Consider the following 23,924-nt stretch of genomic DNA (forward strand, 5'->3'; position numbering starts at 1 on the left):
CGCGTTGAAATACCGCTCGCCACGAGCGTTTCGCCGCGCGATGGATTCAGCAACCTTAGTGTGACGCTGTGTCCGGAATTACAGGGTCAACTCCAGTTAGTCCGATGGCTGGCGCCAACTACAACCGACTGCCTCTAGCCCGTATTGCCCATGGGCCTGTGCCAACCCAGAGAATGTGCGCTTTGCCCTTAACAAACTGCTTCGGTCGAAGAACTATGCGTTTGTGCAAATCACGGGATCAACATTACCGGTGAGGATTGGGGGCTAACTCATTGTCCCAGCGGACCGCCTTCGGCGGCCACTGAACTCAAATCCAGAACGTGCTTCGCAATAGCGCAATCGTCGCCTTCGGGTCGAAATTACGCGTTCGCCGATATCACAGCGGCCGTTCCGCGACTGCCGCTGTCGAACGACTGCTGCGATGCAGTGAGCGTGCATGCCAGCGTCAGCATGCGAACGGCGGCTTAGGCGGAGTCCTCGGGCACTCTCGGTGCGGACTCGATTCATCGGAGCCGTTCACGGCGGCCTTTGAAGCTGCTAACCGCTATCTTGGTCGTGCCCTCTACGATGATGGAAGTTTTAGGGTAAAAAACTGGCGACCTCGGAAGTTATTTGGGTAACAGTCTCAGCGAAAAACCTTCGTTTTGATCGTTTAAATCGCTCAAAGCGGAAGCTATTTGGTTAATTTTCCGGAAGCCAATCGAGTTCCTCAACAATATTTCCGATACTCGCCAGGGCCTCGGAAATTCTTAGGAGAGCGGTTGGGTAAAGACGCGAGCCGAAAAATTGACGGGCCATCTACAGTTCGTGTGCCCCAGACCGACGGCGCTCCGACCATCTACGTTGTGCATTCAGAAATCAGAATTTTCGATGAAAACCGAACTGCCGCTCAGTGTTCTTCGGCAAATTCCGCGCAGCGTCTGGGTGCTCGGCTGTGTCAGCCTTTTCATGGATGTCTCGTCCGAAATCATCCACAGTCTGTTGCCGATGTTCTTAATGGCAAGTCTCGGTGCCAGTGCGGCGACGATTGGCCTCATCGAAGGCATCGCTGAGGCGAGCGCCCCCATCGTCAAAGTGTTCTCCGGGACTCTCAGCGACTATCTGGGCAATCGCAAATGGCTTGCCGTCGCCGGATACGGACTGGGGGCACTAAGCAAACCGCTATTTGCCATTGCACCAACCATCGGCATCGTGGTGACCGCGCGCATCATGGACCGGGTAGGCAAAGGCATCAGAGGCGCGCCGCGCGATGCGCTCGTCGCCGACGTCACGCCGCCCCATCTGCGAGGTGCTGCATTCGGGCTTCGCCAGTCGCTGGACACCGTTGGCGCATTCCTCGGGCCGCTGCTGGCCGTTGTCATCATGCTAGTGTGGGCCGATAATTTCCGCCTCGCTTTCTGGCTTGCTGTCATTCCCGGCCTGTTCGCTGTTGCTCTGCTAACGTTTGGCATCGATGAGCCCGCGCGGGAGCCGGGCGCAAAGCGGGTTAATCCGATTCGCTGGGACAGCATCAGGCAACTCGGCATGAGCTACTGGTGGGTTGTCGTCGTGGGCGGGGTATTCGCACTCGCCCGGTTTAGTGAAGCGTTCCTCGTGTTGCGCGCAATGGGAAGCGGCGTGCCGATTGCGCTGGTTCCGCTCGTGATGGTCGCAATGAACGTCGTGTATGCACTGTCGGCTTATCCCTTGGGGAAACTGGCCGACACGATGAACCACACGAGGCTGCTGATTGCGGGCCTCGTAATGTTGATTGCGTCGGATGTCGTGCTAGCGCATGGTACGCACTGGAGCATCGTGCTCCTGGGTGTCGGGCTGTGGGGCCTGCACATGGGAATGACGCAGGGGTTGATGGCCACGATGGTCGCTCACACCGCGCCCGCGCAACTACGCGGCACCGCGTTTGGCTTCTTCAACCTACTCAGCGGTATCGTTACGCTTGTGTCGAGCGTTATCGCGGGCGCCCTATGGGACCGCTTGGGCGCGGCTGCGACGTTCTACGCGGGAGTAGGTTTCTGCGTCTTGACCATCGTGCTCCTCTTGTTCGGTCGGACGGCGGACACGACTGCAGGTCGCTGAAGTAGCCTACCTTCGGGAGGTGCACGCTCGGGGTGCGATTCTGGCATCACTCGTACTCGAGCCGAGCGACCGGCAGCGCAGGTTGCTGTTTGGCACATCAGTGTCCTGAGACAGCGGAGCCGTGATCGCTCGACTTGCTGGCCTGCTGCCAGATCTCAACCGCTTCCTTCGCCACGTATGTGCTGATTGCAAGACCGACGAACAGGTCGGCATACCGCCATCCGGTCGCCAGGATCACCAGCCCGGAGGCGATAACACCGAGATTTGCAACTACATCAGCACGTGTGCAAATCCAGCTTGCCCGCATATGGACTTCGCCCTCGCGGTACTGTGCGAGCATTCGCAGGACAGTCTTGACGCGCGGCAAAACTCGGCTCGCAAGCTTGCCTTGCATGGTGAGCCTGCAGTCCACCTTGCCGGGAAAGCGGCGCGGTTTCGGGTCTAAAGTACCCGGAGATAAGTGATGATTTTCCAGATTTCATCTTCTTTGAGAGCGCCCTTGAATGGCGGCATCGCGCTTCCTACCGGTACGCCGCCCTCGCATACCCCACAGCCATCGCGCGATTCAGCCACGCATATTTGGCGGACGTCGTCTCGAACGTCATATACAGCCGAGAGTAGTACTTGTTCGGATCCACCGGTTTGCCCTTCGCCACATCTGCCATCACATCGGCGGGACCGTATCGCAATCCCTTCGTTTGCAGGTAGACCAGTTCGCCGTCGTCCATCTTGAGAAGATAGCGCGTGTCGATCACAGCAAGTCCATCCGACGTCACCACCTGCCAGTCAGCGCCGTTATTCAGGATCTCGCCGTTCACCAGCGGTCCCTTGATATTGCCACCCGTGATCGGGATGATGCGGCGCTTTCCCGCGTCGCTAGTCTTGCCCAATTCCCAGATCGGCGCGGTCAGATCGACCGAGAAGCGGCCCATGTACGTCAACCCGGGTTTAGGCGGTTCGAATTCGGCGTGGCCCGCATCCGATTCCGAAGCGAGCGCGTGAGAGAAGGTGAGGGTGGTCAAAACGGTTGTTAACAGAAGTCGGATGAACTTTTGCATGGATGTGCCCGGCCGAAGTTGCAGATCATGGATGGTGTGAACGTCGCTGCATTGCCGACAGTTCTAGTTATCAGGTTGCCTGATATAAAAGTCTATTATCAAGGAGCCTGATAAACAAGCGATCCGGGGTCGGTGAAAACCCTCTGCATACGCTGAAAAATATGCGTACTGACATGCGTGTAGGTGACCGCGGCAGCTTGACCCAGGTAGCTCACCGGATAAAACACAACCACCGGGGGCACTCGCGCTCCGCAGCGGCGCTTCAGGGCCATCTGTCGGCCGCAACTGCTACAACGTACGATGCCACGCATCGCGTCGACTGGGGCAGGAGACCGCTATCTACGATATTGCCGTCAGGATCCTGAGCGACATAGTCCGTGCAGAAGGGGAAGCACGCCGTGAGCGTGCGCATCCGTTCGGAGCTTTCCGCGTTCACGTTTCTGCGACTTCCGGTCAGTCCTGCATCGTCCCGACGGCCGTCTGGTATCAGAAGGCGCAATCGACCGTATTCATTGAACTCGCGTTCTCGCAACCCATACCGGATTTACTCTGCGGAGTTGAATGGATACGGGAACAGTAGGTACACCTGACGCCGCGGTGTCAGCATCACAGAAGACCCGTGTTTTGGGACGTCAAACGCAATCGGTGTATGCGGAGCGCCGGGCGCTGGGTCTGGTGTCGTTGATTCAGGTTGAGTCCTGTGTTGATCAACGGCGTGCTACACCGGTAAAGCTCGCCGCGCAACGCTACAGACACTTCGCCAAGGTGCCATGTGCTGCGACGCTGGCGGCGCTGCTTTCATACGGCGAGCGAAGCATGCGCTGACCTTATCGCACACACGCTCGACCCGCAGCTCTTCGATGCCGCGTAGACTGAGTTAAAGTGCATCAGCAGGAATGAAAAGCGCTTTACGACGCTTGTATGATTCCCCGCGGAACGTCGCGTCAAAGCCTCTTTTTTTTCACTCTGCCAAGAGTTGAGGTATTGTTGCTACCGGACGCATCAGACTTTTTTTAGTGGTTACGGTTGCTTGCGTCTGCATATCGCTGACCCACGCAGTGTTGCAATATCGTTCTATCAGAGTTCGCTTGACAAGTCCTTAACGGTGCAGCGTTCCCTATTTTGGACCGTTGACAATTTTGACAGCAGGAGAAAATGCATGAACGTAATTCGCACAGTCAAGACCGCAGGCGCAGCACTTCTCATCCTGAGTTCGATCCATGCCTACGCACAGTCGAGCGAGGCCGCCCCGGCGACCCCCGCAAGTACAACGGCTGGCGCACGGCAGCACTACAAATCGCTGAAAGCGGCGAACCGGGCGCTACAGCGCCAGGTTCGTTCGGCGTTGGTGAAGGATAGAGGGATCGCGATGTCCAACGTCACCATCCGCGCTCGTGATGGTGCCGTCACGTTGCAAGGCAGCGTCCCTCTTCAGGCGCAAAGCGACCGGGCAACCGAGGTGGCCAAGGGCGTACCCGGCGTGGTCTCCGTAAGAAACGCACTGTCAATCCGTCCGGTTGGGACCTGACGCTGCATTAGCGGAGGCGGCGCTTTGCGACGGTTGGTGTTCTGTAGCGGTATTCCGTTGAGGGCATCAGGCCGGCCGGCATTAAGCGCCACTTCACCCGTGTGCGCCGAGCGAGCGTGGCTTGGAACCCCGTTCGCTCAACTTGCTCGTGACGCTTCTGTATCCCGTCCGCAGGCCTCGCGTTGGATCCACGCGCCACGTGACTATGCACAACAATTGCGCATTGCGATGGAAAGGCATGCATAGGCCGAGTCATTGTGCATGATGCGACGGCCCGAAGTCTTTCGCGCAATCATCCTGTACTGGATATACGCTTCTTGCGCTATGGATCGACGAACGCCCATCGTCCGCCTTCCAACGGGTGTGACCGGTCGACCATAAGCGCGACCTTCCGCGTACCCTTCGCGCCCCTCATGCCTCAGGCTGAGTTGACCCGGCGGCCGTCAATTGCCGTAACTGCTCCAGTAGCTTCACTGCAGGGCTCGGCAGGATGCCTTGCCGCCGCCGGAACGCCGTGAGTGTGCGCCGCCCGAGCACGCCGGGCACGCCGAGCGTATCGAACACTCCAGCCTTGCTTTCGGTGACATACATGGTCGATGCCATCCAGCTCAAAAAACCGGAACGGGCAACGAGGCTTTTCAGCGCGGTGATCGAGCGCGTTTCGACGACTATATTCGGCAGGCCCAGTCCCTGTTCCGCAAATACGCGCTGCATGTGCTCGAACGGGCCGGTGCCGCGCGGCGGAATGGCCCAGCGCTCGCCCAGCGTGTCGGCGAGCGTGAGTTTGGGCTTGCGCCGCAACGGATGATCGAGCGCCGCCACCACGTAGCTTGCATCTTCCCAACGGCAATCGGCGATGGCCATGATCTCGTCAGTATCGGGCACGGCCATGCTGAGCGCGAGATCGATCTCGCGCTTGACGAGCGCATCGGCGAGCCGGTCCCACACCCCCTCGATGATCTGCACGCGCAAATTCGGCCATTTGCCGAGCACGCCGCTCACCGCGAGCGGCAACACGAGGCTCGCGATGCTGCCAACCGCACCGACGCGGATCGTGCCGCGCGCGAGTCCCCGTAGCGCGTCGATTTCCTCGCGCGCCTGCTCGGCTTCGCGCTGTAGCAGAACGGCGTGCGGCAGCAGCGCCTCGCCGACTGCCGTCAGATGCATGCCTCGCGAATGGCGCTCGAAAAGCGGCGCACCGACCTGTTCCTCGAGACGCCGGATGGCCCGGCTCAGCGCCGGCTGGGTGATGTGCAGGGCTTCGGCCGCGCGGCCGAGGCTGCCGCTTTCGACGATGATCGTGAACGCCTGGAGTTGCTGAAGGTTGTAAGTCATGCCAAAAGGTAATGCCTTTTGGCGGAATAGGCAATTTAAAGTCATCCGGCCTGCCACGATAATGACCCTCGGATTTTTCGTGTTCACCACAGTGGAGGCCTCGCATGACAGGCAGTGCGCCGCAGCAGAATCACGGGCAGGTTAATGAATATGGCGCCCGTGGCGCCCGCCAATGGACCGTACGCGACGCGGTCATCGACTTCGCGCGCCGCGTCGGCATGACGTCGATCTTCGCGAACCCCGGCTCGACCGAATTACCGATGTTTCGCGACTTCCCGGCGGATTTCCGCTATGTGCTCGGCCTGCAGGAAGCCGTGGTGGTCGGCATGGCCGACGGCTACGCGCAGGCCACGGGCAACGCGGCGCTGGTGAACCTGCACTCGGCGGCAGGCGTCGGCAATGCAATGGGCAACATCTTCACGGCGTTTCGCAACCGCACGCCGCTCGTGGTCACTGCCGGCCAGCAGGCCCGCTCGATCCTGCCGTTCGATCCGTTTCTCGCCGCGACACAAGCCACCGAGTTGCCTAAGCCCTATGTGAAATGGAGCATCGAGCCAGCGCGTGCGCAGGACGTGCCCCTCGCGATTGCGCGCGCGTATGCAATCGCGATGCAGGAGCCACGCGGCCCGGTGTTCGTCTCGATTCCCGCCGACGACTGGGATCAGCCCGCCGAACCTGTTCCGGTGAGCGAGGTCGCGCATACGATGCGTCCCGAGCCTGCGATGCTCGAACGTATCGGCGCGCTGCTCGACGCCTGCGAGCGGCCCGCGTTCGTGGTCGGTGGCGCGGTGGATCGAGCGGGCGCGGTGCCCGACGTGGTACAGCTCGCGGAACGCCATCACGCGCGTGTCTACGTCGCGCCGATGACGGGGCGCTGCAGCTTCCCCGAAAGCCATCGTCTGTTTGCGGGCTTTCTGCCCGCGATGCGCGAGCGCATCGTCGAATTGCTCGGTGGGCATGACGCGATCTTCGTGATTGGCGCACCTGCGTTTACGTATCACGTCGAAGGCTCCGGCCCGCACGTGCCGGCGGGCGCACAGTTGTGCCAGTTGATCGACGACCCCGGCGTCGCCGCGTGGACGCCGCAAGGCATCGCCGCGGTCGGCAACGTGCGGCTCGGCGTGCAGGACCTGCTCACGCGGGCCGCGCCGAAAGCTCGTGAATTGCCCGCGCCACGCGCGCTGCCGCCGCGAGCACTGCCGCCGTCGTCGGGCAGCGAGCGCATGTCGGTAGCGTTCGCGCTGCAGACGCTCGCAGAGGTGCGTGATCCCGCAGGCGTGGTCGTCGAAGAAGCGCCGAGCGCGCGGCCCGTGATGCAGACCTATCTGCCGATCACGCGCGCCGGCACGTTTATGACGATGGACAGCGGCGGCCTCGGCTACGGTATGCCGGCGGCGGTCGGCGTCGCGCTGGCGCGGCCCGGCGAGCGCGTGATCGCGCTGATCGGCGACGGTTCCAGCATGTACTCGATCCAGGCGATCTGGAGCGCGGTACAGATGCAGCTGCCGATTACGTTCGTCATCCTGAACAACACGCGCTATGCCGCGCTGCAGGATTTTGCGCCCGTTTTCGGGTTCGCGCCGCACGAGACGGTGCAGGGCACGGATCTGCCGGGTCTCGACTTCGTGATGCTCGCAAAGGGCATGGGGTGTCCCGGCGAACGTGTGAGCGAGGCGGCCAGACTCGCCGATGCGTTGCGTAGTGCACTCGCGACAAGCGCTCCAGATGACGGCCCGACGCTCGTCGAGGTCGTTGTCGCGTAACGCGCATTTCTTTCATTCAAACAACGGGACAGGCGATGAATGCCATATCGATGCTGATCGGCGGCGAACAGGTGCAGGCGCGTAACGGTGCGACCTTCGAGCGCCGCAACCCTCTTGACGGCGAGGTCGCCACACGCGCGCCGGCCGCGACGGTCGAGGACGCCGTGGCTGCCGTCGATGCTGCCGCCGCCGCGTTTCCAGTATGGTCGGCACTCGGCCCGAGCGAGCGGCGTGCGCTGTTGACGAAGGCCGCGCACGCGCTCGAAGCGAAGGCCGATGGGTTTGCTGCCGCAATGGCCGCCGAGACCGGCGCCTCGGGCATCTGGGCAGGGTTCAACGTGCACCTGGCCGCGGCGGGGCTGATCGAGGCGGCTGCGCTCACGACGCAGATCGCCGGCGAACTGATTCCGTCGGATGTCCTCGGCAGCCTCGCGATGGGCGTGCGCCAGGCCGCCGGCGTGGTGCTCGGCATGGCACCGTGGAACGCGCCCGTGATTCTCGCGGTACGCGCGATCGCGCTGCCGCTCGCGTGCGGCAACACCGTCGTGCTCAAGGGCTCCGAGATTTGCCCCGCTACCCACGGCCTCATCGTCGAAGCGATGCAGGAGGCGGGCTTGCCGCGTGGCACGGTCAACTTTGTGACCAACGCACCCGCCGATGCCGCGCCGATCGTCGACGCGATGATCAGACACCCGCAGGTGCGTCGCGTGAACTTCACGGGCTCGACGCGCGTGGGTCGCATCATCGCCGAAACATGCGCGCGCCATTTGAAACCCGCCGTGCTCGAACTCGGCGGCAAGGCGCCGCTTGTCGTGCTCGACGACGCCGACATCGGCGCCGCCGTGAACGCTGCCGTGTTCGGTGCATTTGCCAACTCGGGGCAGATTTGCATGTCGACGGAGCGCATCGTTGTCGATGAGCGCATCGCCGATGCGTTCGTCGACCAGCTCGCCGTGCGCGCGCGTGCGTTGCCGATCGGCGATCCGCGCAAGGGGCCGGTCGTGCTTGGCTCCGTGGTCGACATGAGCACCGTGGAGCGCTGCAACGCGCTGATCGACGACGCGGTCTCGAAAGGCGCGGTGCTTGTGTGCGGCGGCAAGAGCGAGACCACGCTGATGCCTGCCACGCTGCTCGATCGCGTCAGCCCCGCCATGCGCATCTACCACGAGGAATCGTTCGGTCCCGTGAAGGCGATCGTGCGCGTGCGCGGCGAAGAGGCCGCCATTGCCTGCGCGAACGACAACGAGTATGGCCTGTCCGCCGCCGTGTTCAGTCGCGACACTGCGCGCGCGTGGAACGTCGCAAAGCGTATCGAGTCGGGTATCTGCCACATCAACGGTGCGACTGTGCACGACGAGGCGCAAATGCCGTTCGGCGGCGTGAAGGCAAGCGGCTTCGGCCACTTCGGCGGCAAGGCGGGGATCGCGGAATTCACCGATCTGCGTTGGGTCACGCTCCAGACGGCGCCACGCCACTATCCGTTCTGACCCGGAGGGCCGCGATGCTTCAGGCATTGGACATTGCAATTCTCGGCGCGGGCGCGATGGGTTCGTTGTTCGGCGGCTTGCTCGCCGAAGCGGACCACCGTGTGACGCTTGTCGATATCGACGACACGCATCTCGACGCGATTCGTCGCGAGGGGCTGCACCTGACCACGGACACGGGCTCGCGCGTCGTCAGCAACCTGTGCGTGAGCCGTCCCGAGCAGGTCGCGGCTGCGCCGCAACTACTGATCGTCTTCACGAAGACGATGCATACCGAAGCGGCGCTCGCGTCCGCCCAGGCCTTGCTCGGGCCGCATACCGCGGTGCTGTCGTTGCAGAACGGCCTCGGCAACGTCGAACGGATTGCGCGGCATGTTCCGCGTGAACGCGTGATGGTGGGCATGACCACATGGCCGGCGGACAAGCCTGGTGCCGCGCAGGTGAGCTCGCATGGCGCGGGCGAGATCCGCCTGATGAACGCGGACGGTGAGGCGCACGCGCACGTGCGGCGCACGGTCGATGCGCTGAATTCGGCCGCGTTGAACTGCACGGCCGACCCCGACGTATGGTCCGCAATCTGGGAGAAAGTCGCGTTCAACGCCGCGCTCAACAGCGTTTGCGCGCTCACCCAATGTACGGTGGGCGAACTCTCGAGCCTGCCTGACGGCGAGGCGCTGACGCTGAAGATCGTCGCAGAGGTCGCCGCGGTCGCGCGGGGAAGCGGCGTTGCGGTCGATGAAGCGCATGTCGTCGGCAACGTACGCCATGCGCTCGCGAATCATCGTGCGCATCGGCCATCGATGCTGCAGGACGTGCTCGCGGGCCGCAAGACCGAGATCGAGGCAATCAATGGCGCGGTCGTCGCGGCGGCACACGCGGTGGGCGTTGCTGTGCCATGCACGGACTGCCTGCTCCAACTCGTGCGGCTCGTCGACGTGCGCGGCGCACGTTGATTCCCAAAGTCGGGCGGTCCCTGAAGACTTGCATAAACGTCATGGCTTTGGCGCAAATCGGAAATACCCATAACCTGCTGCGCTGACCATACTGACGACAACAAGAAATCTATAAACGCGCGCGAAGCGCAACCAAACGGAGACAGCCTCATGAGTTACGTTCCCCCCGCTTGCGCAGCGAGTCCGGCCGCGCATGACGACGCAACCCTCGCGGGAACAAGCCGCGGCGCAGGCGTGGTAGACATCGGTCATGCGCTCGACGACGGTCCTTATACGCTGTTGCAAAAGATAGCGGTGTTGCTCGCGGCGCTGTCGATTGTCGTTGACGGATTCGACAGCCAACTGATCGGCTTTGCGATTCCGCTGCTCACCAAAGAGTGGGGCATCACGCGCAACGCGTTTGCGCCCGTGGTGGCGTCGGGGCTCATCGGCATGGGCATTGGCAGTGCGTTCGCCGGTCTGTTCGCGGACCGCTTCGGCCGGCGCTGGGCCGTGATCGGCAGCGTGCTCGTGTTCGGCACGGCGACCTGTGCGATTAGCCTCGCGCCGAATGTCGCGGCCATCGCGGCGCTGCGCTTTATCGCAGGGTTAGGTATCGGCGGCGCGCTGCCCACTTCGACCACGATGACTGCCGAATTCACGCCCGCACGTTTTCGCACCTTCGCGGTAACGGCGACGATTCTCTGCGTGCCGCTTGGCGGCATGGTCGCAGGACTGTTCGCCGGACATGTGTTGCCGGTCTACGGTTGGCGCGGCCTGTTTGTCGCGGGCGGCGTGCTGCCGCTCGTGCTGGCCGTCGTGCTGCTCGCCGCACTGCCTGAGTCGCCGCGCTTTCTGGCGCGCCGGCCGCGCCGCTGGCCGGAACTCGTCGGTTTGCTGCGGCGCATGGCGCGTGAAGTCCCTGCCGATGCGAGTTTCACCGATGTGCGCGAGCAGAGCGCGGAGAAGCATGTTGGCTTCACGGCGTTGTTCCGCGACGGCTGCGCGCGCGACACCGTCGCCATCTGGGGGGCGTTCTTCATGTGCTTGCTGGCGGTGTACGCCGCATTCAGCTGGCTGCCGTCCATGTTGACGAGTGAAGGGTTGAGCGTGCCGCTCGCGGGCTATGGCCTCAGTGCATACAACTTCGGCGGCGTAATCGGCGCGTTGCTGTGCGCGCTCGCCATCGGGCGCTACGGCTCGCGCTGGCCGTTGCTGCTTTGTTGCCTCGGCGGTGTGGCGAGCGCGTGGATGCTGACAGGGGTCAATGCGACGCAACACACCGCACTGCTGATTGTCGGCCTCGGCCTGCACGGTCTCTTCGTCAACGCGGTGCAGTCGACGATGTATGCACTTTGTGCCTACGTCTACCCGACCAGCGTGCGTGCAACAGGCACGGCGTCGGCACTCGCGTTCGGACGCGTCGGCGCGATTCTCAGCGCGTTCGCGGGCGCGGCGGTCATCACCGCCGGCGGTGCGTCGGGCTATCTGTTGATGCTCGGCACCGCCATGGTCATGGTGTTGATCGCGCTCGCGGTGGTGCGCCGTCATATCCCGGCCGCGCGCGCTGCGCAAGGGCTCTGATCGGCCGTCCCTCGTGGTGCGTCCGTATCGCGAGGGGCATGGCTGGATAGGTTGATTCTCTTTCGTTGCTGCTAGCCATTTCTTGTGTCTCACAAGTGGCTATCTCGCGTCTATTTAATATGGTATCCGAATCAAAATGTAGTGAATGTGACGAGCATGCATCGTCGTGCACGTCCAATAGGAACCGGTCGCGTGTTGATTCAGGCAGGCCGAAAAGACAGGAAACCATGGGGACTATGAAATTTCGAATCGCAGCAGGACTTGCCTTGTCAGGCGTGAGCACGATTGCATGTGCGCAAAGCAGTGTGACGCTTTACGGCATTCTCGATACGGGTATCGAATACGTTTCGCACGCGAATGCGACCGGCGACAGCGTCGTGCGCATGCCGGGTATCACGGGGGAGATGCCCTCTCGCTGGGGCTTGCGCGGCACGGAAGGGCTGGGCGGGGGGTGGTCGGCGATCTTCGCGCTCGAAAGCGGCTTCAACACGCGCAGCGGCACGCTGAATCAGGGCGGCCGCCTGTTCGGCCGCCAGGCATGGGTCGGCGTGAATACGCCGTATGGTGCGCTGACGTTCGGACGCCAGTACACCATGACTTTCTGGGCGATCGCCGATGCCGACCTGCTCGGCCCTGACATCTACGGCGGTACGGCTTCGTTCGACCAGTATCTGCCGAGCTCGCGCACCGACAACACCATCGCGTACAAAGGCAGCTACGCGGGATTCACGCTGGGCGCAACCTGGTCGTTTGGCCGCGATTCGGCCGGCACGGGCAATTCGCCGGGGCAGGGTACGTGCGTGGGCCCGGTGCCAGGCAGCTCGCAAACGTGCCGCGAGTGGTCTGCGATGCTGCGTTACGATCGCAACGGCTATGGCGTCGCCGCGGCCTACGACCAACAGCATGGCGGCCCGGGCGCGCTCGCGAACCTGTACGACGGGACGCCTTCGTTCGCGTTCGCCAACCCTGGCGACACCGACGTACGTATGCAATTAAACGGCTATGGCCATATCGGGGCTCTACGGCTGGGCGGCGGCTGGCTCGGACGACGCGTCAACACGGTTTCGGCGGCCACGCCGAACGTGCATTCGGATCAGTTCTATCTGACAGCGTCGTATCCGGTGACGCCCGCGTTAGTCGTCGACGGCGGGGTGTATCACATCATCAACGATCGTGACGATACGCGTGGCACGATTGCGGCATTACGCACGACGTATCTGCTATCCAAGCGCACGGCAGTGTATTTGCAAGGAGCGTATTTGTGGAATAGCGAAAAGGCGGCGTATACGGTCAGCCAGGGAGGCGGAGGCACGACCCCCGCGCCGGGTATCGGTCAGCTTGGCGTGATGGCGGGAGTGCGGCATAGTTTTTGAGTCCATTTTGCTCTTTGCGGCAACACGAGGCCGGTGTCAGTTTCGCGCCGGCAAATTGCGCGGATAACAAACGTATCCTTGAAATGAATTCAGGCCACCTTGCTATCGCCAGCAGCCTCGAGCAAGGTCGGGTTTCAATTTTGTTTTGACACTCGCAGATATTGGGTGCGAATCTGCGGGTGGGCCTGTTGGCGTAGTCATCCCACTTTCCTCAAGTCGGCTGCCGCTGTCGTGTCGAAGCAATATCAGGAGCAGACTGCGTCTTTGCAAACAGCCTTGTGGCCAAGACGTATCGGACAGGCCACGATTTGAGCCGCCCATGAGGCAGGAATCGCGGCACAAACCGTGCCATCGCCACCGCGCACGCCGGGAAGGGGCGAATAGCGCAAAATGGAATCGTGAGCCTTCAAACGCGCGCGAGAGGACATGGCGCCCGACTTCGGTCACCAGGGCTGGCGTTAGCGAGACAACTGTGCTGCAGAGAGACCCATGAAGAAAGGAAAGACAAAACTTACCCGCCATGATGCCGAGCGCCTTTTCGAGGGGCTGCCCGAGGGGAAGGCGAGGGTATCGAGCCGGCCCGAGAACCCGTTCGAAGCAGGGGCATTCGACGCGGTCGAGCGCGTGGACGACGAAACCAAACTCTGGAAAGACAACCTTATTACGCTCCCGATGGCGATCGAGTTGCCGCACGGCTACGAGTCGGTATCGCACATGCGCGAGGCGATCGCGCGGGCATGGCGCGTGAAGTGGGTGAGGGAGGGTAAAAACGAGGTTGTCGCCGAGTTTCCTGAAGGATGGACTGCCGTTCGCCCGGAAAGCGGCCCGATAGAGTTGCGAGATCCGTCCGGCATGGTCCGCGCCTTATACGGGTGGGCCAAGGATGCTGAACTCAGAATCCTGCCACGGTATCTGGTCGAGTCGCAGGCCAATAGTTCAAGCGGACTCGGCAGCTTGCTTGTCCGTGATCGCGGGAACGGTCAGATTCTTGAGAGGTCGTCGACCTGGTCGGCTCAAACCGGTACCAACCATCCCGATTGGAACCGGTTGTCGGCATGGCTCGACACACGCTATCCACAACATCACGACCCGCTGAGGTACTGGGAAGATTGCGAGGAAAACATCAAAAACTGAGCTACTTCCGGGGGCGCTGTTCTTCCCGGATTATCCGGTGACGTTTCACCGCTGAACGATGCGCCTGTCCTGTTCCTTCCGTATGAAGGAGAAACCCGTCGTGTTCGGCGGCACGTCACCGAGCCTGTCGGCTACCGCGCGCAGATCAATGCCCTTCGGACTGACGTGAGTCCGACGCGGGTTGCGGCCAGCGCGCCGAGGCACGATTCTCATTGCGCGCATTTGAACTAGACTTGGAACACGTGGTGCACGGGCATTTCGCGAGGCATGCGGTCATGGTCGCCCGTCACACGGATGGGACGTCAATCTTGAACTGGAGTGCGAGCCATGAGCGAACCGTGCGTCATCTCCGTTGCCATCACTGGCTCAGTTCCGCGCAAGAAGGACAACCCGGCGGTGCCGATCACGATCTCCGAGCAGATTGAAAGTACGCATGAAGCGTACGAAGCCGGAGCATCGCTCGTTCATCTGCACGTGCGTGACGAGCAGGAGAACTCCAGTTCCGACCGGTCGAGTTTCGCCGCTCTCCAGGAGGGCATCCGGAGCCACTGCCCTGACATCATCATCCAGTTTTCAACGGGCGGTCGTGGCCGTTCGTTCGAGCAACGCGGAGCGATGCTCGATCTGCGCCCGGATATGGCATCGCTCGCTACGGGTTCTGTCAATTTTCCGACGACTGTTTATGAGAATCCGCCGGACTTTGTGCGTGCGCTTGCGAAAATGATGCTCGACTATGATGTCAAACCGGAAATCGAGATCTTTGATCTGGCGATGTTGTACAGCACGGTGGACCTGGTGCAACAAGGACTGCTGAAATCCCCTGTGCACGTTCAGTTCGTGATGGGTGTAAAAAACGCGCTGCCCGCGCGTCGTGAGATTCTTGAGTTCGAGGTGCAACAACTCAAGGCGCTATTGCCGGACGCAACGTGGACCGCCGCCGGGATCGGGCGGCATCAGTTGGAGGTCAATCACTGGACTCTCGAAATGGGCGGCCACTGCCGCACGGGTCTGGAAGACAACGTTCGCTGGGACAAGGACACGCTGGCGAAGAGCAACGCGCAACTGGTTGCGCGGGTGGCCTCATTGTGCGGCGAATATGGCCGACCCGTGGCGAGCGCTGCACGAGCGCGTGAAATACTGGGTCTTCCAGCCAGATAGGTCGACGGGACGCGCCATCGTGCGTGGGCGCGCCACGCACATGCCGCCATGGTCCGTTTGATCAGGGCGGGCCCGCCATGCGTTCCGCCGATGCCGTCACTTCTCCAGAGCGGCGCAGCATCCTGTCGGCCTCGCCCGCGTGCAATTCTTCGACATCGATCATCTGACGGGCGAACTCCTCGATTGCAACAGGACGGTCCTCGACGAGCGCGAGCAGTTCGCAATCAAACGCCGGCGCCAGGTTCTCGGCTGGCAGCGATTCGCGGAGGATCGGCGAGATATCGAATGTGTGCGAATCGAGCAGGGAGCGATCGCAAGCGGCGTATAGGCGCCGCTTGCGCCCATGCGAGGATGCCGTGCACATCACCCATCTCGTGGCCGAAGGCCGAGTCCGGTTCCATTCCGGCTCCTCAAGTTGTCACGACTTACCGTGATGTTCGCCAGGGGCGATCTGGATGTTCGACTCCGCTGCTGGTTCCGCACAGCCGCCAACGTAGCGTCGGCAAGACCGGGAGGTCGGGGGCCGAGGTCTTCCGCTGGAGTCACGGAGCAGTTTGCGCCTTCGCAGGCAAGGTCGCGGGCCGGCTTCTTGCTATTCCTCCCATGCATCATCAATTGACGCTCTTCGCTGGAAACCCACATGCGCCTGCTAAACCGTCTGGCTATTTCAATGGTTCTGCCGCTGGCCTCCTGCGCGGTCGGACCATCAAGTTCAAACGATGCGGGCTTCGGTGCGTCGCCCGCCATGCCGGCGCCCGAATCGAGGCTGGTTCCGATGGTCAACATCGCGCCCGTCCGGGCGCGCCCCGACGGTTTCATACCCACGGCTCCTGCCGGCTTTGTCGTCACCGAGTTTGCCGGTGGCCTCGCGCACCCGCGCTGGCTCTACACGCTGCCCAATGGTGACGTACTGGTAGCGGAAAGCGACGCGCCCAATGAACACGATGAAGGCAGCGGCCTGTTCGGCTGGGTCAGAAAGCAGGTCATGAAGCGCGCAGGCGCTGGTGTGCCGAGCCCCGATCGCATTGTGCTGTTGCGCGACGCGGACGGCAGCGACGTCGCGAGAACGCAGACCGTGTTTCTGCGCGGCCTGCACTCGCCGTTCGGGATGGCGCTCATTGGCAATCAACTCTATGTTGCCGATACGGACGCTCTGCTGCGTTTCGACTATGTGACGGGCACCACCCAGATTACGAGTTCCGGCGTCAAGGTTGCCGACTTGCCGGCCGGGCCGATCAACCATCACTGGACCAAAAATATCCTGGCTGATCGCTCCGGCAAGCATCTGTACATCACGGTGGGATCGAACAGCAACGCAGGGGAAAATGGAGTCGGCGCCGAAGACGGCCGAGCGCGAATCCTCGTGTTCGACGTGGACAATGGGCGCTTGCTGCCCTACGCGACAGGGTTGCGTAACCCCAATGGGCTCTCGTGGCAACCGGACAGCGGCGCATTGTGGACAGCAGTCAACGAGCGGGACGATCTCGGCAACAACCTCGTCCCAGACTACATGACAGCAGTAAAAGACGGGGCGTTCTACGGTTTTCCATACAGCTATTACGGCCGGCACGTCGACACCCGCGTTGAACCGCAACGCCCCGATCTGGTTGCCAGGGCCATCGCGCCTGACTATGCGCTCGGCAATCATACGGCTTCGCTAGGTCTCGTCTTTTACGACCGGACGCTGTTCCCGCCTCACTATCGTGGCGGCGCGTTTGTTGGCCAGCACGGATCATGGAACCGTAAACCGCGTGCCGGCTACAAGGTGGTGTTCGTGCCATTTGTCGATGGAAAACCTGCTGGCGCGCCTGAGGATTTTCTGAGCGGCTTTCTGACGGCAGACGGCTACGCCATGGGTCGACCCGTTGGCGTCGCACTGGACGCGCACGGGGCCTTGCTCGTGGCCGACGATGTCGGTAACGCTGTATGGCGAGTCGCGCCGCGTAACGACGACAAATCGGCTGACACCGCGCCGGCCGGCAAATGACACAACGCTGCTGCTTTGCTCCGAAGCCGGGCGGACGCAAGATTATCGTGCCGATTAGAACCGCTTCATCCGGTCGTCGCTACGCGTGCATGCCTGTTTTGTGTGGGTTGTGTGATCTTCGAACGCGGCGACGATGTGCTCAATCATCGCTGTGATGCGCGCGGTATGCCGAAGATCCTGCTGCGTGACGAGCCAGATTTCGTAGACCGCCCCACGTGCGGGTTCCGGCCATATCTGCACGAGGCCGTCGTGCTCAGCCAGATGTCTCGGAAGCTCACCGATACCGAGGCCGGCCTTGACCGCGCTACGCAGCATGAGGCTGGTGTTGAAGGTCGATACGATGTGCCCCGCGTGTGTCGGTTCGCCAGCCAGAGTCGGTGATCGATTACTGGTCCAGTTTCCCTGGTAGACCAAAAGCTAGTGTCTTCTTTCGGGGCGTTTGCCAGCGGGCCTCCGTGGCTGTCGTTTGGAATTGTGTATGCCATCGCGTGTGCCAACGATGTTGTCGGTCATCCAGCCCCAAAGCCCTTGACCATTCCTGACAATTCCTATGACCACGCGCCGCTATTGTTTGCGCCTCGGTGCATGTCCGGCCTGCTCCCGCGCACAGCGCAGCGCCTCGCCCTCAAAATGCTGAACCCACTGACTCAGAGCGTGGAGCCGTCCGGTGGATCGTATCCGAAATGCATTGGTATCTCAAAACTTATGATATCAACGAGGCTGGACAGGTTCACACGTATATCGGCTACCTTGCCGACCTACCGATCGAAGAGCAGCGTTACTGGCAATCCTTCAACGAGTGGCCCAAGGGCCCCGATTTCCAAACGAGCTTACGAGAACGACTTCCTCGGCGAATTCAGCAGCGGGTATGACCCGCTCCGCGCTCTGAAGTACAAGATTCAGCAACTCGATGAAAGGCCGCCGGTCTGGCGGAAGCCGCGTGTCCATGAATTGTTGGACGCTGCGCGATATCCGGCGACCGACTCTGTATCCGAGTGGGCGGACGAAATTCTAGCGCTTGACCAACAGCTAAACGAGGGTTTCCTCGTCAAACCACTGCAGAAGCTGGCGGAGGATGCCGGGCGATCTATCGACAAGCAGTGGAAATCACTGCGGCTCTTGCCGGAATACCTCGAATCAAAGGGACGGAGTGCCGAGGACGCAAGGGCCGTAGGGGCGCCCCTTGCGAAGCTGCACAGCATGCGCAATCCCCTGAAGGGGCACGGATCTACCAACGAAAGGAAAGCTGCGCAGAAACAAGCGCGCTCCGAGCATGGAACCTTGCGGTCGCATTTCACGGCGCTGACAGCGCAGTGCGACGACGCACTGGCGACGATCGTAGACGTCTTCAATATCGAAATGGATCCGGGATCCTAAGGCCGACTAGTGACGGCGTGCAACTTCCTTGGCCAACCTAAATACTGCAGCGGCCATGTGGTGCGCCGTACACCATCTGGTGTGCCACCCGCTACACGTGACGCAAATGGCCCGCGCGGATCGCTCCGGCGGGCTTTCTGGTGTGGTCAGGGCGGTCAACCTATCGGTCTTCGTCAATCTCGATGGTAGTACCAATCGACTCCATCACCAGTGAGGAACTCTGACAGGTCCTCCGGCCGCATCCGTTGCATCGCCTTTTCATCCCTCTTGTCGTATCGGCGGTCGTTTGGATCGCGTTGCTTTTGTGCCTTACGCGCGTACCGCCGTACAAAGCAACCGAGTTCGCCAACGATGCGCGCCTTCTTTGTTGTCGAGCTCATGTTCTCGAGCGCTGCAATCGGGAAGTCAAGAAAGCGAAGAAGGATCGACCTCGCCGCCTTCGATCACAAAGTGCTTTGCATCGGAGTTCGACGGGAACAAGCGCCAGTCCTCTTCGCCCGGGATCGCATCCGCACAAATCACAAGGCGTATCCCTCTCGCCAGCGAGATGCACGCATCGCCGCTATCGCCGGCCATAATGCTCTCAACTACGGCGGGCCCGTCTGCTACGAGAAGGTCGCGTATCCGCCGCGTTGTAATGCGCGTGCTTTCTTCCGACACTGCAAAATCCGAATAGGCCGCAAAAACCATTTCCCCTTGCTCGATTCGCCAATCGCACTGGATATGAAGCGCCCATGCCCCAACGCGCTTGATGGTTCCTCGCCTTGTTGTTACCTCCCGAAGTGGCCCGAACTGCAGCGTAAGCATGTCGGCTGCGTGACCCACACCGCTAACGTCCAAGCCCACGAGGGCCGATAGTTGCTGTCTTACCTGTTCCCGCGTATCAACCATTCAATCACTCCCCCCAAACATGTCTTGAGCACGCCCCAGCAATCCGTGATAGTTAAGCTCTTCATCATCTTGGATTTCATCATGGAGCTGTCGCGCCTGGTCCTGGCTCAGACCAAGCGCCTTAACCACGGCCCTGAATTGCTTATTCTGCGCCTGATTGTTTCCGGGTCTGCCATCACCGCCGGCCAATTGCTCGACATCACCACTTACCGCGTCCGGTGTGTACTCGAACGGCTGCGCATCGCCTAGCGGTGTAGCGGTTTCCGTCAGATCGCCCGCGGTGTCGGCCAGCGACGAAGCGCCGCCGTTCGCATAGCGGTCCGCAACCGAATTAACGCGGTCCACCCTATCGTTATAGCGTTCGATGTAGGCCGTCGCAGCGTCGTAGCTCATGCCGTACCCGGTCATCAACGATTCGCGAAAGCTGCGCATTTTCGGTTGTGCCGGGGTAGCGACCGCAACGGAGCCACCTGAGCGGGATTGCTCGGCGACTAACACGACACTCTCGCCGCGAATCATGGACTGCAAGGTCTGGATGACTTCCAGATCCGTGCCGGCCTTCGCCAGCCGCTGGTGCCAGTGGAAGTACGTCCCGAGAAACGAGCGGACGCGCTGCACGAGCGCGGCATCCTTTGCCCATACATCGGCGTATGCTCGTTGGGAGAACTTCTTGCCTTCATCGACCGCCCGTTTCTGCTCGGTAGTGAGAAAGATGCGCCCGCTCCCGTAGGCATCCTTGCTGTACATCATCCACCGTTGCAACGAATCTGTTTTCAGTTCAGTGCCGCCCATCACCGGTTCCTGTCGCTTGTGGCGGCGTAAACCTAGCAGATCGTTTGGAGCCTATGTTTTTGGGATATCCATCACTAAAGAAAACGCCGACCATCGCGGGTCGACTTCTTCGCGTCGGCCTTTCCTAGCTGTCCTTTCGCGCGACTGGGTCCGTCAGTATTTCCGGCCTGGCCGTAACCGACTGTCATCGACCGACCGGCGCCGGATGCGAATCGATGACAGGCAGAGCGCGACGCCGGTTTGGCGTTCGCCCGCGGTTGGCCACAAGTCCGTCGTGAAGATCGAAACCGGCCGCAACGTGTCGATTCGACAGCCCTTCGTTCGTCGTGGTCCTGAAGCACCAATCAACTCAGGAGAACGACGATGCGATTCATCATCACAGCGCAAGCAAGCGCAGACAATGAGGAGCCGGCTGCAGGCGGCGGTTTGGACGAGGCCCTTCTCACGGCGTACATGAAGTTCAACGAGGAGATGCACAAGGCCGGTGTTCTGGTGGCTTCCGAAGGCTTGAACCCAGCAGCGCCCGGAGCGCGAATTGCGGTTAGCAAGGGGAAACGCTACATCGTCGATGGCCCGTTTGCCGAGTCCAAGGAACTGGTCGGTGGCTTTTACATCGTCGAAGTTGGATCGCTTGAGGAGGCGATTTCCTGGGCATTGCGCGCGCCATGCGGTCTCGGTGTGGACGATGTACTGGAGGTGCGCCAACTCACCGGAGCGGGCGACGTCCCGCCAGATGTCCTCGACATCATCCGGGCAGCGGCACCGACCTGGAGCGAGTCGGTTTGGCAGGCGCGCAAGTGAAGCGCATACGGAAGCCGAGTTGCCATCCAGGCGGGCGCTTGAGCCGGCGTCCGCAGGCGAACCTCCGTCTGCGGCTCAGCGTCAGCGTGGAGCGACCGCTTTTCGGCGGCACTACCCGGGGCGGACGACTGTCGGCTTCAGGTCGGCGGCGTTACGTTCGGCCTGGCCGATTTCAGGCAGGACCCGGCCAGATTCGGTGACTCGGCGATGCGGTCAAAATCGTCGACACCCATTAGCGGTCCGCGCCGAAACGTGCCGGATGGGTAACGGGGCGTTTCGGCCGATACCGTGTGCAGGTGGCTTTCGTTAGAATCTGTGTTCGATTCCTTAATTCGTCTATTACCGGAGGCGAACGTGCCAGGGTTACTCCCCGATGTCGACCGCGAGGGACTCCTCGAATATTCAGTCGTTTACACCGACCGATCCATCAACCATATGTCGCAGCTTTTTCAGGGAGTCGTACGGGATATTTCCGGCGCCCTGAAAAAAGTCTACAACGCGCAGTCGGCCGTTGTCGTCCCGGGCAGTGGGACTTTCGGCATGGAAGCCGTCGCCCGGCAGTTCGCGACGGGCAAGAAGTGTCTGGTGATTCGCAATGGCTGGTTCAGTTTCCGCTGGTCGCAGATTTTCGACATGGGCGGCATTCCGTCTGAATCGATCGTGTTGAAGGCGCGCCCCGTCGAACAAGGACGGCAGGCCGCCTATGCACCGCCGCCGATTGACGAAGTGGTCGCGGCGATCAGGGAAAGCAGGCCGGATCTGGTTTTTGCACCCCATGTCGAAACCGCATCCGGGATGATGTTGCCGGATGCCTATTTACGCGCGGTGTCCGACGCTGTTCATGCCGTCGGCGGGATGTTCGTACTGGATTGCATCGCCTCCGGTACGATCTGGGTCGACATGCAGGCGAGCGGCATCGACGTCCTGATCAGCGCACCGCAAAAGGGATGGAGCGCATCACCGTGCTGCGCACTGGTCATGCTCAGCCCTCTCGCCCGCGAAAGAATCGACGCGACAACCAGCACCAGTTTCGCTTGCGATCTTCGCAAGTGGCTGCAGGTTATGGAGGCCTACGAGAGCGGTGGGTTCGCGTACCACGCCACGATGCCCACGGACAGTCTCGCGACGCTGCGCGACGTGATGAAGGAAACCGAGGCATATGGCTTCGACAAAGTGAGGGCGGAGCAGGTCGAACTCGGCGCGCGCGTTCGCTCGCTCCTCGGCGCCAGGGGGTTCAAAAGCGTGGCGGCCGAAGGTTTTCAGGCCCCAGGCGTCGTGGTCAGCTATACCGACGATGACGGCATACGATCCGGCAAGAAATTTGCTGATGCCGGCTTGCAGATCGCGCCCGGTGTTCCCCTTCAATGCGACGAACCTGATGACTTCAAGACCTTCCGCGTCGGATTATTTGGCCTGGACAAACTGCATGACGTCGAAGGTGCGGTTGCCAGGTTTGCCAAGGCGTTGGACAGTATCCTTTAGCGCGCTTTCCCGGAGCATGTGCGCATGGCGCGTCGTTCTCGCAACGGCATCGGCAGGCGCACTCTGGTACCTGCCGCAATAGCTATGCGCACGCTTCGGCCATCACGGGTCGATCCCGTCATTCGGGTCCGGCCGGCTACCCGACTTCCCAGGGCTATTTTCCAAGGCTGCCAATAGGCTACAAAAAACCACGCCAGCACGGGAATGACGATCAGCCCGACCCATGGCTGATCGTCACGTGGCTCACGAAAGGAGCGCTTCAGCCGGGCCGGTTGCGTCGCAATAGTGATCGAGGAAACAGGTGCAGAGCCCGGCCCAATGCTGGCGTGAGTTTAGAAGGCGCTCTTTATAACGCCTCCGTCGGCGCGCAACGCAGCGCCCGTCGTGGCCGACGAAAGCGGACTGGCGATATAGGCCACGAGCGACGCGATTTCCTGCGGCGAACCAAATCGCTTGATGAGCGATGTGGGACGGACCTTCTCGAAGAACTCCTTTTCGAACGCTTCAAACGATTTGCCGTCGGCCTTTGCGAGGGTCTCCACGAATTCACCCACTCCCCGCGATTTCGTTGGCCCCGGCAGCACGCTATTGACTGTGATGCCCGTGCCGGCGACGGCTTCGGCGAGCCCGCGCGAGACCGCCAGCTGCGCGGTTTTGGTCATCCCGTAATGGATCATTTCAGCCGGAATCTGCACCCCGCTTTCGCTCGAAATGAAAATGATGCGCCCCCAGTTGGCCCGCCTCATCGCAGGCAAAAACAGGCGAGCGAGGCGTACCCCACTCAAGACATTGACGTCGAAGAACCGCTGCCAGTCCGCGTCGGGGATCTCTTCAAACGGCTTGGGCTCGAAGATGCCCAGGTTGTTGACCAGAATTTCCACCTCCGGATAGCGTCGCGCGAGCTCTTCCGCTGAAGCGGCCGTACTGAGGTCGCCCGCAAATCCCTGCACGTCGCTGCCCGTCTGCGCTTTCAGCTGCGCGACCACATCATCAACAGATGACTGGGAGCGGCCGTTCACGATCACACGAGCGCCCTCGTGTGCCAACGTGCTGGCGATAGCGAGACCGATGCCAGCTGTGCTGCCGCTCACCAGCGCGAGTTTGCCTGTCAGATTCAGGTCCATGAGTGATGTCCTTTCGATGGATGAAGTAGAAATGGCGGCATCGCG

The 23,924-nt window shown here is 61.5% G+C and carries 22 protein-coding genes; 14 read left to right on the top strand and 8 right to left on the bottom strand.

Annotated features, from left to right (window positions below; all coding sequences use genetic code 11):
• Positions 1–870 precede the first annotated feature (870 nt).
• Positions 871–2,076 carry an MFS transporter gene (locus tag ACZ9H4_RS16940; protein ID WP_476119866.1) on the top strand — a complete coding sequence of 402 codons (1,206 nt, stop codon included), beginning with the start codon at positions 871–873 and terminating at the stop codon, positions 2,074–2,076.
• A gap of 97 nt (positions 2,077–2,173) precedes the next feature.
• On the opposite strand, the gene ACZ9H4_RS16945 is transcribed toward ACZ9H4_RS16940, so the two are convergent.
• Positions 2,174–2,470, bottom strand: coding sequence for a cation efflux transmembrane domain-containing protein (locus ACZ9H4_RS16945; protein WP_408145825.1), 297 nt, complete (start codon positions 2,468–2,470; stop codon positions 2,174–2,176).
• 127 nt (positions 2,471–2,597) lie between these two features.
• Positions 2,598–3,134 carry a DUF3237 domain-containing protein gene (locus ACZ9H4_RS16950; RefSeq protein ID WP_476119869.1) on the bottom strand — a complete coding sequence of 179 codons (537 nt, stop codon included), beginning with the start codon at positions 3,132–3,134 and terminating at the stop codon, positions 2,598–2,600.
• A 561-nt stretch (positions 3,135–3,695) separates the two neighbouring features.
• Here ACZ9H4_RS16950 and ACZ9H4_RS16955 point away from each other — a divergent pair.
• Complete coding sequence (locus tag ACZ9H4_RS16955; RefSeq protein ID WP_408145822.1) at positions 3,696–3,959, top strand: hypothetical protein; 264 nt, start codon at positions 3,696–3,698, stop codon at positions 3,957–3,959.
• Positions 3,960–4,293: 334 nt separating this feature from the next.
• Positions 4,294–4,662: a BON domain-containing protein gene (locus ACZ9H4_RS16960; RefSeq protein WP_408145820.1), complete on the top strand. Its 369-nt coding sequence runs from the start codon at positions 4,294–4,296 to the stop codon at positions 4,660–4,662.
• Between the two features lie 411 nt (positions 4,663–5,073).
• Here ACZ9H4_RS16960 and ACZ9H4_RS16965 read toward each other — a convergent pair whose 3' ends face one another.
• Positions 5,074–5,997 carry a LysR family transcriptional regulator gene (locus ACZ9H4_RS16965; protein ID WP_408155518.1) on the bottom strand — a complete coding sequence of 308 codons (924 nt, stop codon included), beginning with the start codon at positions 5,995–5,997 and terminating at the stop codon, positions 5,074–5,076.
• Positions 5,998–6,101: 104 nt separating this feature from the next.
• Between ACZ9H4_RS16965 and mdlC the strand changes: the two genes are divergently transcribed.
• The 7 genes from mdlC (at position 6,102) to ACZ9H4_RS17000 (ending at position 15,425) form a co-directional block, all read left to right on the top strand.
• Complete coding sequence (gene mdlC / locus ACZ9H4_RS16970) at positions 6,102–7,760, top strand: benzoylformate decarboxylase (RefSeq protein WP_408145816.1); 1,659 nt, start codon at positions 6,102–6,104, stop codon at positions 7,758–7,760.
• A 35-nt stretch (positions 7,761–7,795) separates the two neighbouring features.
• Positions 7,796–9,247 (top strand): aldehyde dehydrogenase, encoded by a 1,452-nt coding sequence (locus ACZ9H4_RS16975; protein WP_476119873.1) that lies wholly within the window; start codon positions 7,796–7,798, stop codon positions 9,245–9,247.
• A gap of 26 nt (positions 9,248–9,273) precedes the next feature.
• Positions 9,274–10,197, top strand: a complete 924-nt coding sequence (locus ACZ9H4_RS16980; protein WP_476120368.1) for a ketopantoate reductase family protein — start codon at positions 9,274–9,276, stop codon at positions 10,195–10,197.
• A gap of 150 nt (positions 10,198–10,347) precedes the next feature.
• The gene (locus ACZ9H4_RS16985; protein ID WP_408145813.1) at positions 10,348–11,760 is read left to right on the top strand and encodes an MFS transporter; all 1,413 of its coding nucleotides are present in this window, start codon (positions 10,348–10,350) and stop codon (positions 11,758–11,760) included.
• Between the two features lie 236 nt (positions 11,761–11,996).
• Complete coding sequence (locus tag ACZ9H4_RS16990; protein WP_476119875.1) at positions 11,997–13,133, top strand: porin; 1,137 nt, start codon at positions 11,997–11,999, stop codon at positions 13,131–13,133.
• Between the two features lie 489 nt (positions 13,134–13,622).
• The gene (locus ACZ9H4_RS16995; protein WP_476119877.1) at positions 13,623–14,267 is read left to right on the top strand and encodes a hypothetical protein; all 645 of its coding nucleotides are present in this window, start codon (positions 13,623–13,625) and stop codon (positions 14,265–14,267) included.
• Positions 14,268–14,594: 327 nt separating this feature from the next.
• The gene (locus tag ACZ9H4_RS17000) at positions 14,595–15,425 is read left to right on the top strand and encodes a 3-oxoadipate:acetyl-CoA acetyltransferase (protein ID WP_408145808.1); all 831 of its coding nucleotides are present in this window, start codon (positions 14,595–14,597) and stop codon (positions 15,423–15,425) included.
• 61 nt (positions 15,426–15,486) lie between these two features.
• Here the strand turns inward: ACZ9H4_RS17000 and ACZ9H4_RS17005 are convergent, their stop codons facing one another.
• On the bottom strand, positions 15,487–15,789 hold the full coding sequence (locus ACZ9H4_RS17005; RefSeq protein ID WP_408145806.1) for a hypothetical protein: 303 nt from the start codon (positions 15,787–15,789) through the stop codon (positions 15,487–15,489).
• A 276-nt stretch (positions 15,790–16,065) separates the two neighbouring features.
• On the opposite strand from ACZ9H4_RS17005, the gene ACZ9H4_RS17010 reads away from it, so the two are divergent.
• The gene (locus ACZ9H4_RS17010) at positions 16,066–17,412 is read left to right on the top strand and encodes a PQQ-dependent sugar dehydrogenase (RefSeq protein WP_476119880.1); all 1,347 of its coding nucleotides are present in this window, start codon (positions 16,066–16,068) and stop codon (positions 17,410–17,412) included.
• Positions 17,413–17,466: 54 nt separating this feature from the next.
• Here ACZ9H4_RS17010 and ACZ9H4_RS17015 read toward each other — a convergent pair whose 3' ends face one another.
• On the bottom strand, positions 17,467–17,826 hold the full coding sequence (locus ACZ9H4_RS17015) for a LysR substrate-binding domain-containing protein (protein WP_476119882.1): 360 nt from the start codon (positions 17,824–17,826) through the stop codon (positions 17,467–17,469).
• Between the two features lie 114 nt (positions 17,827–17,940).
• On the opposite strand from ACZ9H4_RS17015, the gene ACZ9H4_RS17020 reads away from it, so the two are divergent.
• Positions 17,941–18,789, top strand: coding sequence for a hypothetical protein (locus ACZ9H4_RS17020; protein WP_476119884.1), 849 nt, complete (start codon positions 17,941–17,943; stop codon positions 18,787–18,789).
• A 405-nt stretch (positions 18,790–19,194) separates the two neighbouring features.
• Here ACZ9H4_RS17020 and ACZ9H4_RS17025 read toward each other — a convergent pair whose 3' ends face one another.
• Positions 19,195–19,596: a hypothetical protein gene (locus ACZ9H4_RS17025; protein ID WP_408145798.1), complete on the bottom strand. Its 402-nt coding sequence runs from the start codon at positions 19,594–19,596 to the stop codon at positions 19,195–19,197.
• Between the two features lie 84 nt (positions 19,597–19,680).
• Complete coding sequence (locus ACZ9H4_RS17030; RefSeq protein WP_476119886.1) at positions 19,681–20,472, bottom strand: hypothetical protein; 792 nt, start codon at positions 20,470–20,472, stop codon at positions 19,681–19,683.
• Positions 20,473–20,835: 363 nt separating this feature from the next.
• Here ACZ9H4_RS17030 and ACZ9H4_RS17035 point away from each other — a divergent pair, with 363 nt between their 5' ends.
• The gene (locus tag ACZ9H4_RS17035) at positions 20,836–21,273 is read left to right on the top strand and encodes a YciI family protein (protein ID WP_408145794.1); all 438 of its coding nucleotides are present in this window, start codon (positions 20,836–20,838) and stop codon (positions 21,271–21,273) included.
• A gap of 354 nt (positions 21,274–21,627) precedes the next feature.
• The gene (locus tag ACZ9H4_RS17040) at positions 21,628–22,755 is read left to right on the top strand and encodes an aminotransferase class V-fold PLP-dependent enzyme (RefSeq protein ID WP_408145792.1); all 1,128 of its coding nucleotides are present in this window, start codon (positions 21,628–21,630) and stop codon (positions 22,753–22,755) included.
• Positions 22,756–23,087: 332 nt separating this feature from the next.
• On the opposite strand, the gene ACZ9H4_RS17045 is transcribed toward ACZ9H4_RS17040, so the two are convergent.
• On the bottom strand, positions 23,088–23,879 hold the full coding sequence (locus ACZ9H4_RS17045) for an SDR family NAD(P)-dependent oxidoreductase (RefSeq protein WP_408145790.1): 792 nt from the start codon (positions 23,877–23,879) through the stop codon (positions 23,088–23,090).
• Positions 23,880–23,924 lie beyond the last annotated feature (45 nt).

Source organism: Paraburkholderia sp. TE9906, from assembly GCF_056279605.1.

What these genes read in the sequence shown, in the direction of transcription:
- ACZ9H4_RS16940 (WP_476119866.1), top strand. Translation starts at nt 871, where the DNA reads ATGAAAACCGAACTGCCGCTCAGTGTTCTTCGGCAAATTCCGCGCAGC.
- ACZ9H4_RS16945 (WP_408145825.1), bottom strand. Translation starts at nt 2,470, where the DNA reads ATGCAAGGCAAGCTTGCGAGCCGAGTTTTGCCGCGCGTCAAGACTGTC.
- ACZ9H4_RS16950 (WP_476119869.1), bottom strand. Translation starts at nt 3,134, where the DNA reads ATGCAAAAGTTCATCCGACTTCTGTTAACAACCGTTTTGACCACCCTC.
- ACZ9H4_RS16955 (WP_408145822.1), top strand. Translation starts at nt 3,696, where the DNA reads ATGGATACGGGAACAGTAGGTACACCTGACGCCGCGGTGTCAGCATCA.
- ACZ9H4_RS16960 (WP_408145820.1), top strand. Translation starts at nt 4,294, where the DNA reads ATGAACGTAATTCGCACAGTCAAGACCGCAGGCGCAGCACTTCTCATC.
- ACZ9H4_RS16965 (WP_408155518.1), bottom strand. Translation starts at nt 5,997, where the DNA reads ATGACTTACAACCTTCAGCAACTCCAGGCGTTCACGATCATCGTCGAA.
- mdlC (WP_408145816.1), top strand. Translation starts at nt 6,102, where the DNA reads ATGACAGGCAGTGCGCCGCAGCAGAATCACGGGCAGGTTAATGAATAT.
- ACZ9H4_RS16975 (WP_476119873.1), top strand. Translation starts at nt 7,796, where the DNA reads ATGAATGCCATATCGATGCTGATCGGCGGCGAACAGGTGCAGGCGCGT.
- ACZ9H4_RS16985 (WP_408145813.1), top strand. Translation starts at nt 10,348, where the DNA reads ATGAGTTACGTTCCCCCCGCTTGCGCAGCGAGTCCGGCCGCGCATGAC.
- ACZ9H4_RS16990 (WP_476119875.1), top strand. Translation starts at nt 11,997, where the DNA reads ATGAAATTTCGAATCGCAGCAGGACTTGCCTTGTCAGGCGTGAGCACG.
- ACZ9H4_RS16995 (WP_476119877.1), top strand. Translation starts at nt 13,623, where the DNA reads ATGAAGAAAGGAAAGACAAAACTTACCCGCCATGATGCCGAGCGCCTT.
- ACZ9H4_RS17000 (WP_408145808.1), top strand. Translation starts at nt 14,595, where the DNA reads ATGAGCGAACCGTGCGTCATCTCCGTTGCCATCACTGGCTCAGTTCCG.
- ACZ9H4_RS17005 (WP_408145806.1), bottom strand. Translation starts at nt 15,789, where the DNA reads ATGTGCACGGCATCCTCGCATGGGCGCAAGCGGCGCCTATACGCCGCT.
- ACZ9H4_RS17010 (WP_476119880.1), top strand. Translation starts at nt 16,066, where the DNA reads ATGCGCCTGCTAAACCGTCTGGCTATTTCAATGGTTCTGCCGCTGGCC.
- ACZ9H4_RS17025 (WP_408145798.1), bottom strand. Translation starts at nt 19,596, where the DNA reads ATGCTTACGCTGCAGTTCGGGCCACTTCGGGAGGTAACAACAAGGCGA.
- ACZ9H4_RS17030 (WP_476119886.1), bottom strand. Translation starts at nt 20,472, where the DNA reads ATGGGCGGCACTGAACTGAAAACAGATTCGTTGCAACGGTGGATGATG.
- ACZ9H4_RS17035 (WP_408145794.1), top strand. Translation starts at nt 20,836, where the DNA reads ATGCGATTCATCATCACAGCGCAAGCAAGCGCAGACAATGAGGAGCCG.
- ACZ9H4_RS17045 (WP_408145790.1), bottom strand. Translation starts at nt 23,879, where the DNA reads ATGGACCTGAATCTGACAGGCAAACTCGCGCTGGTGAGCGGCAGCACA.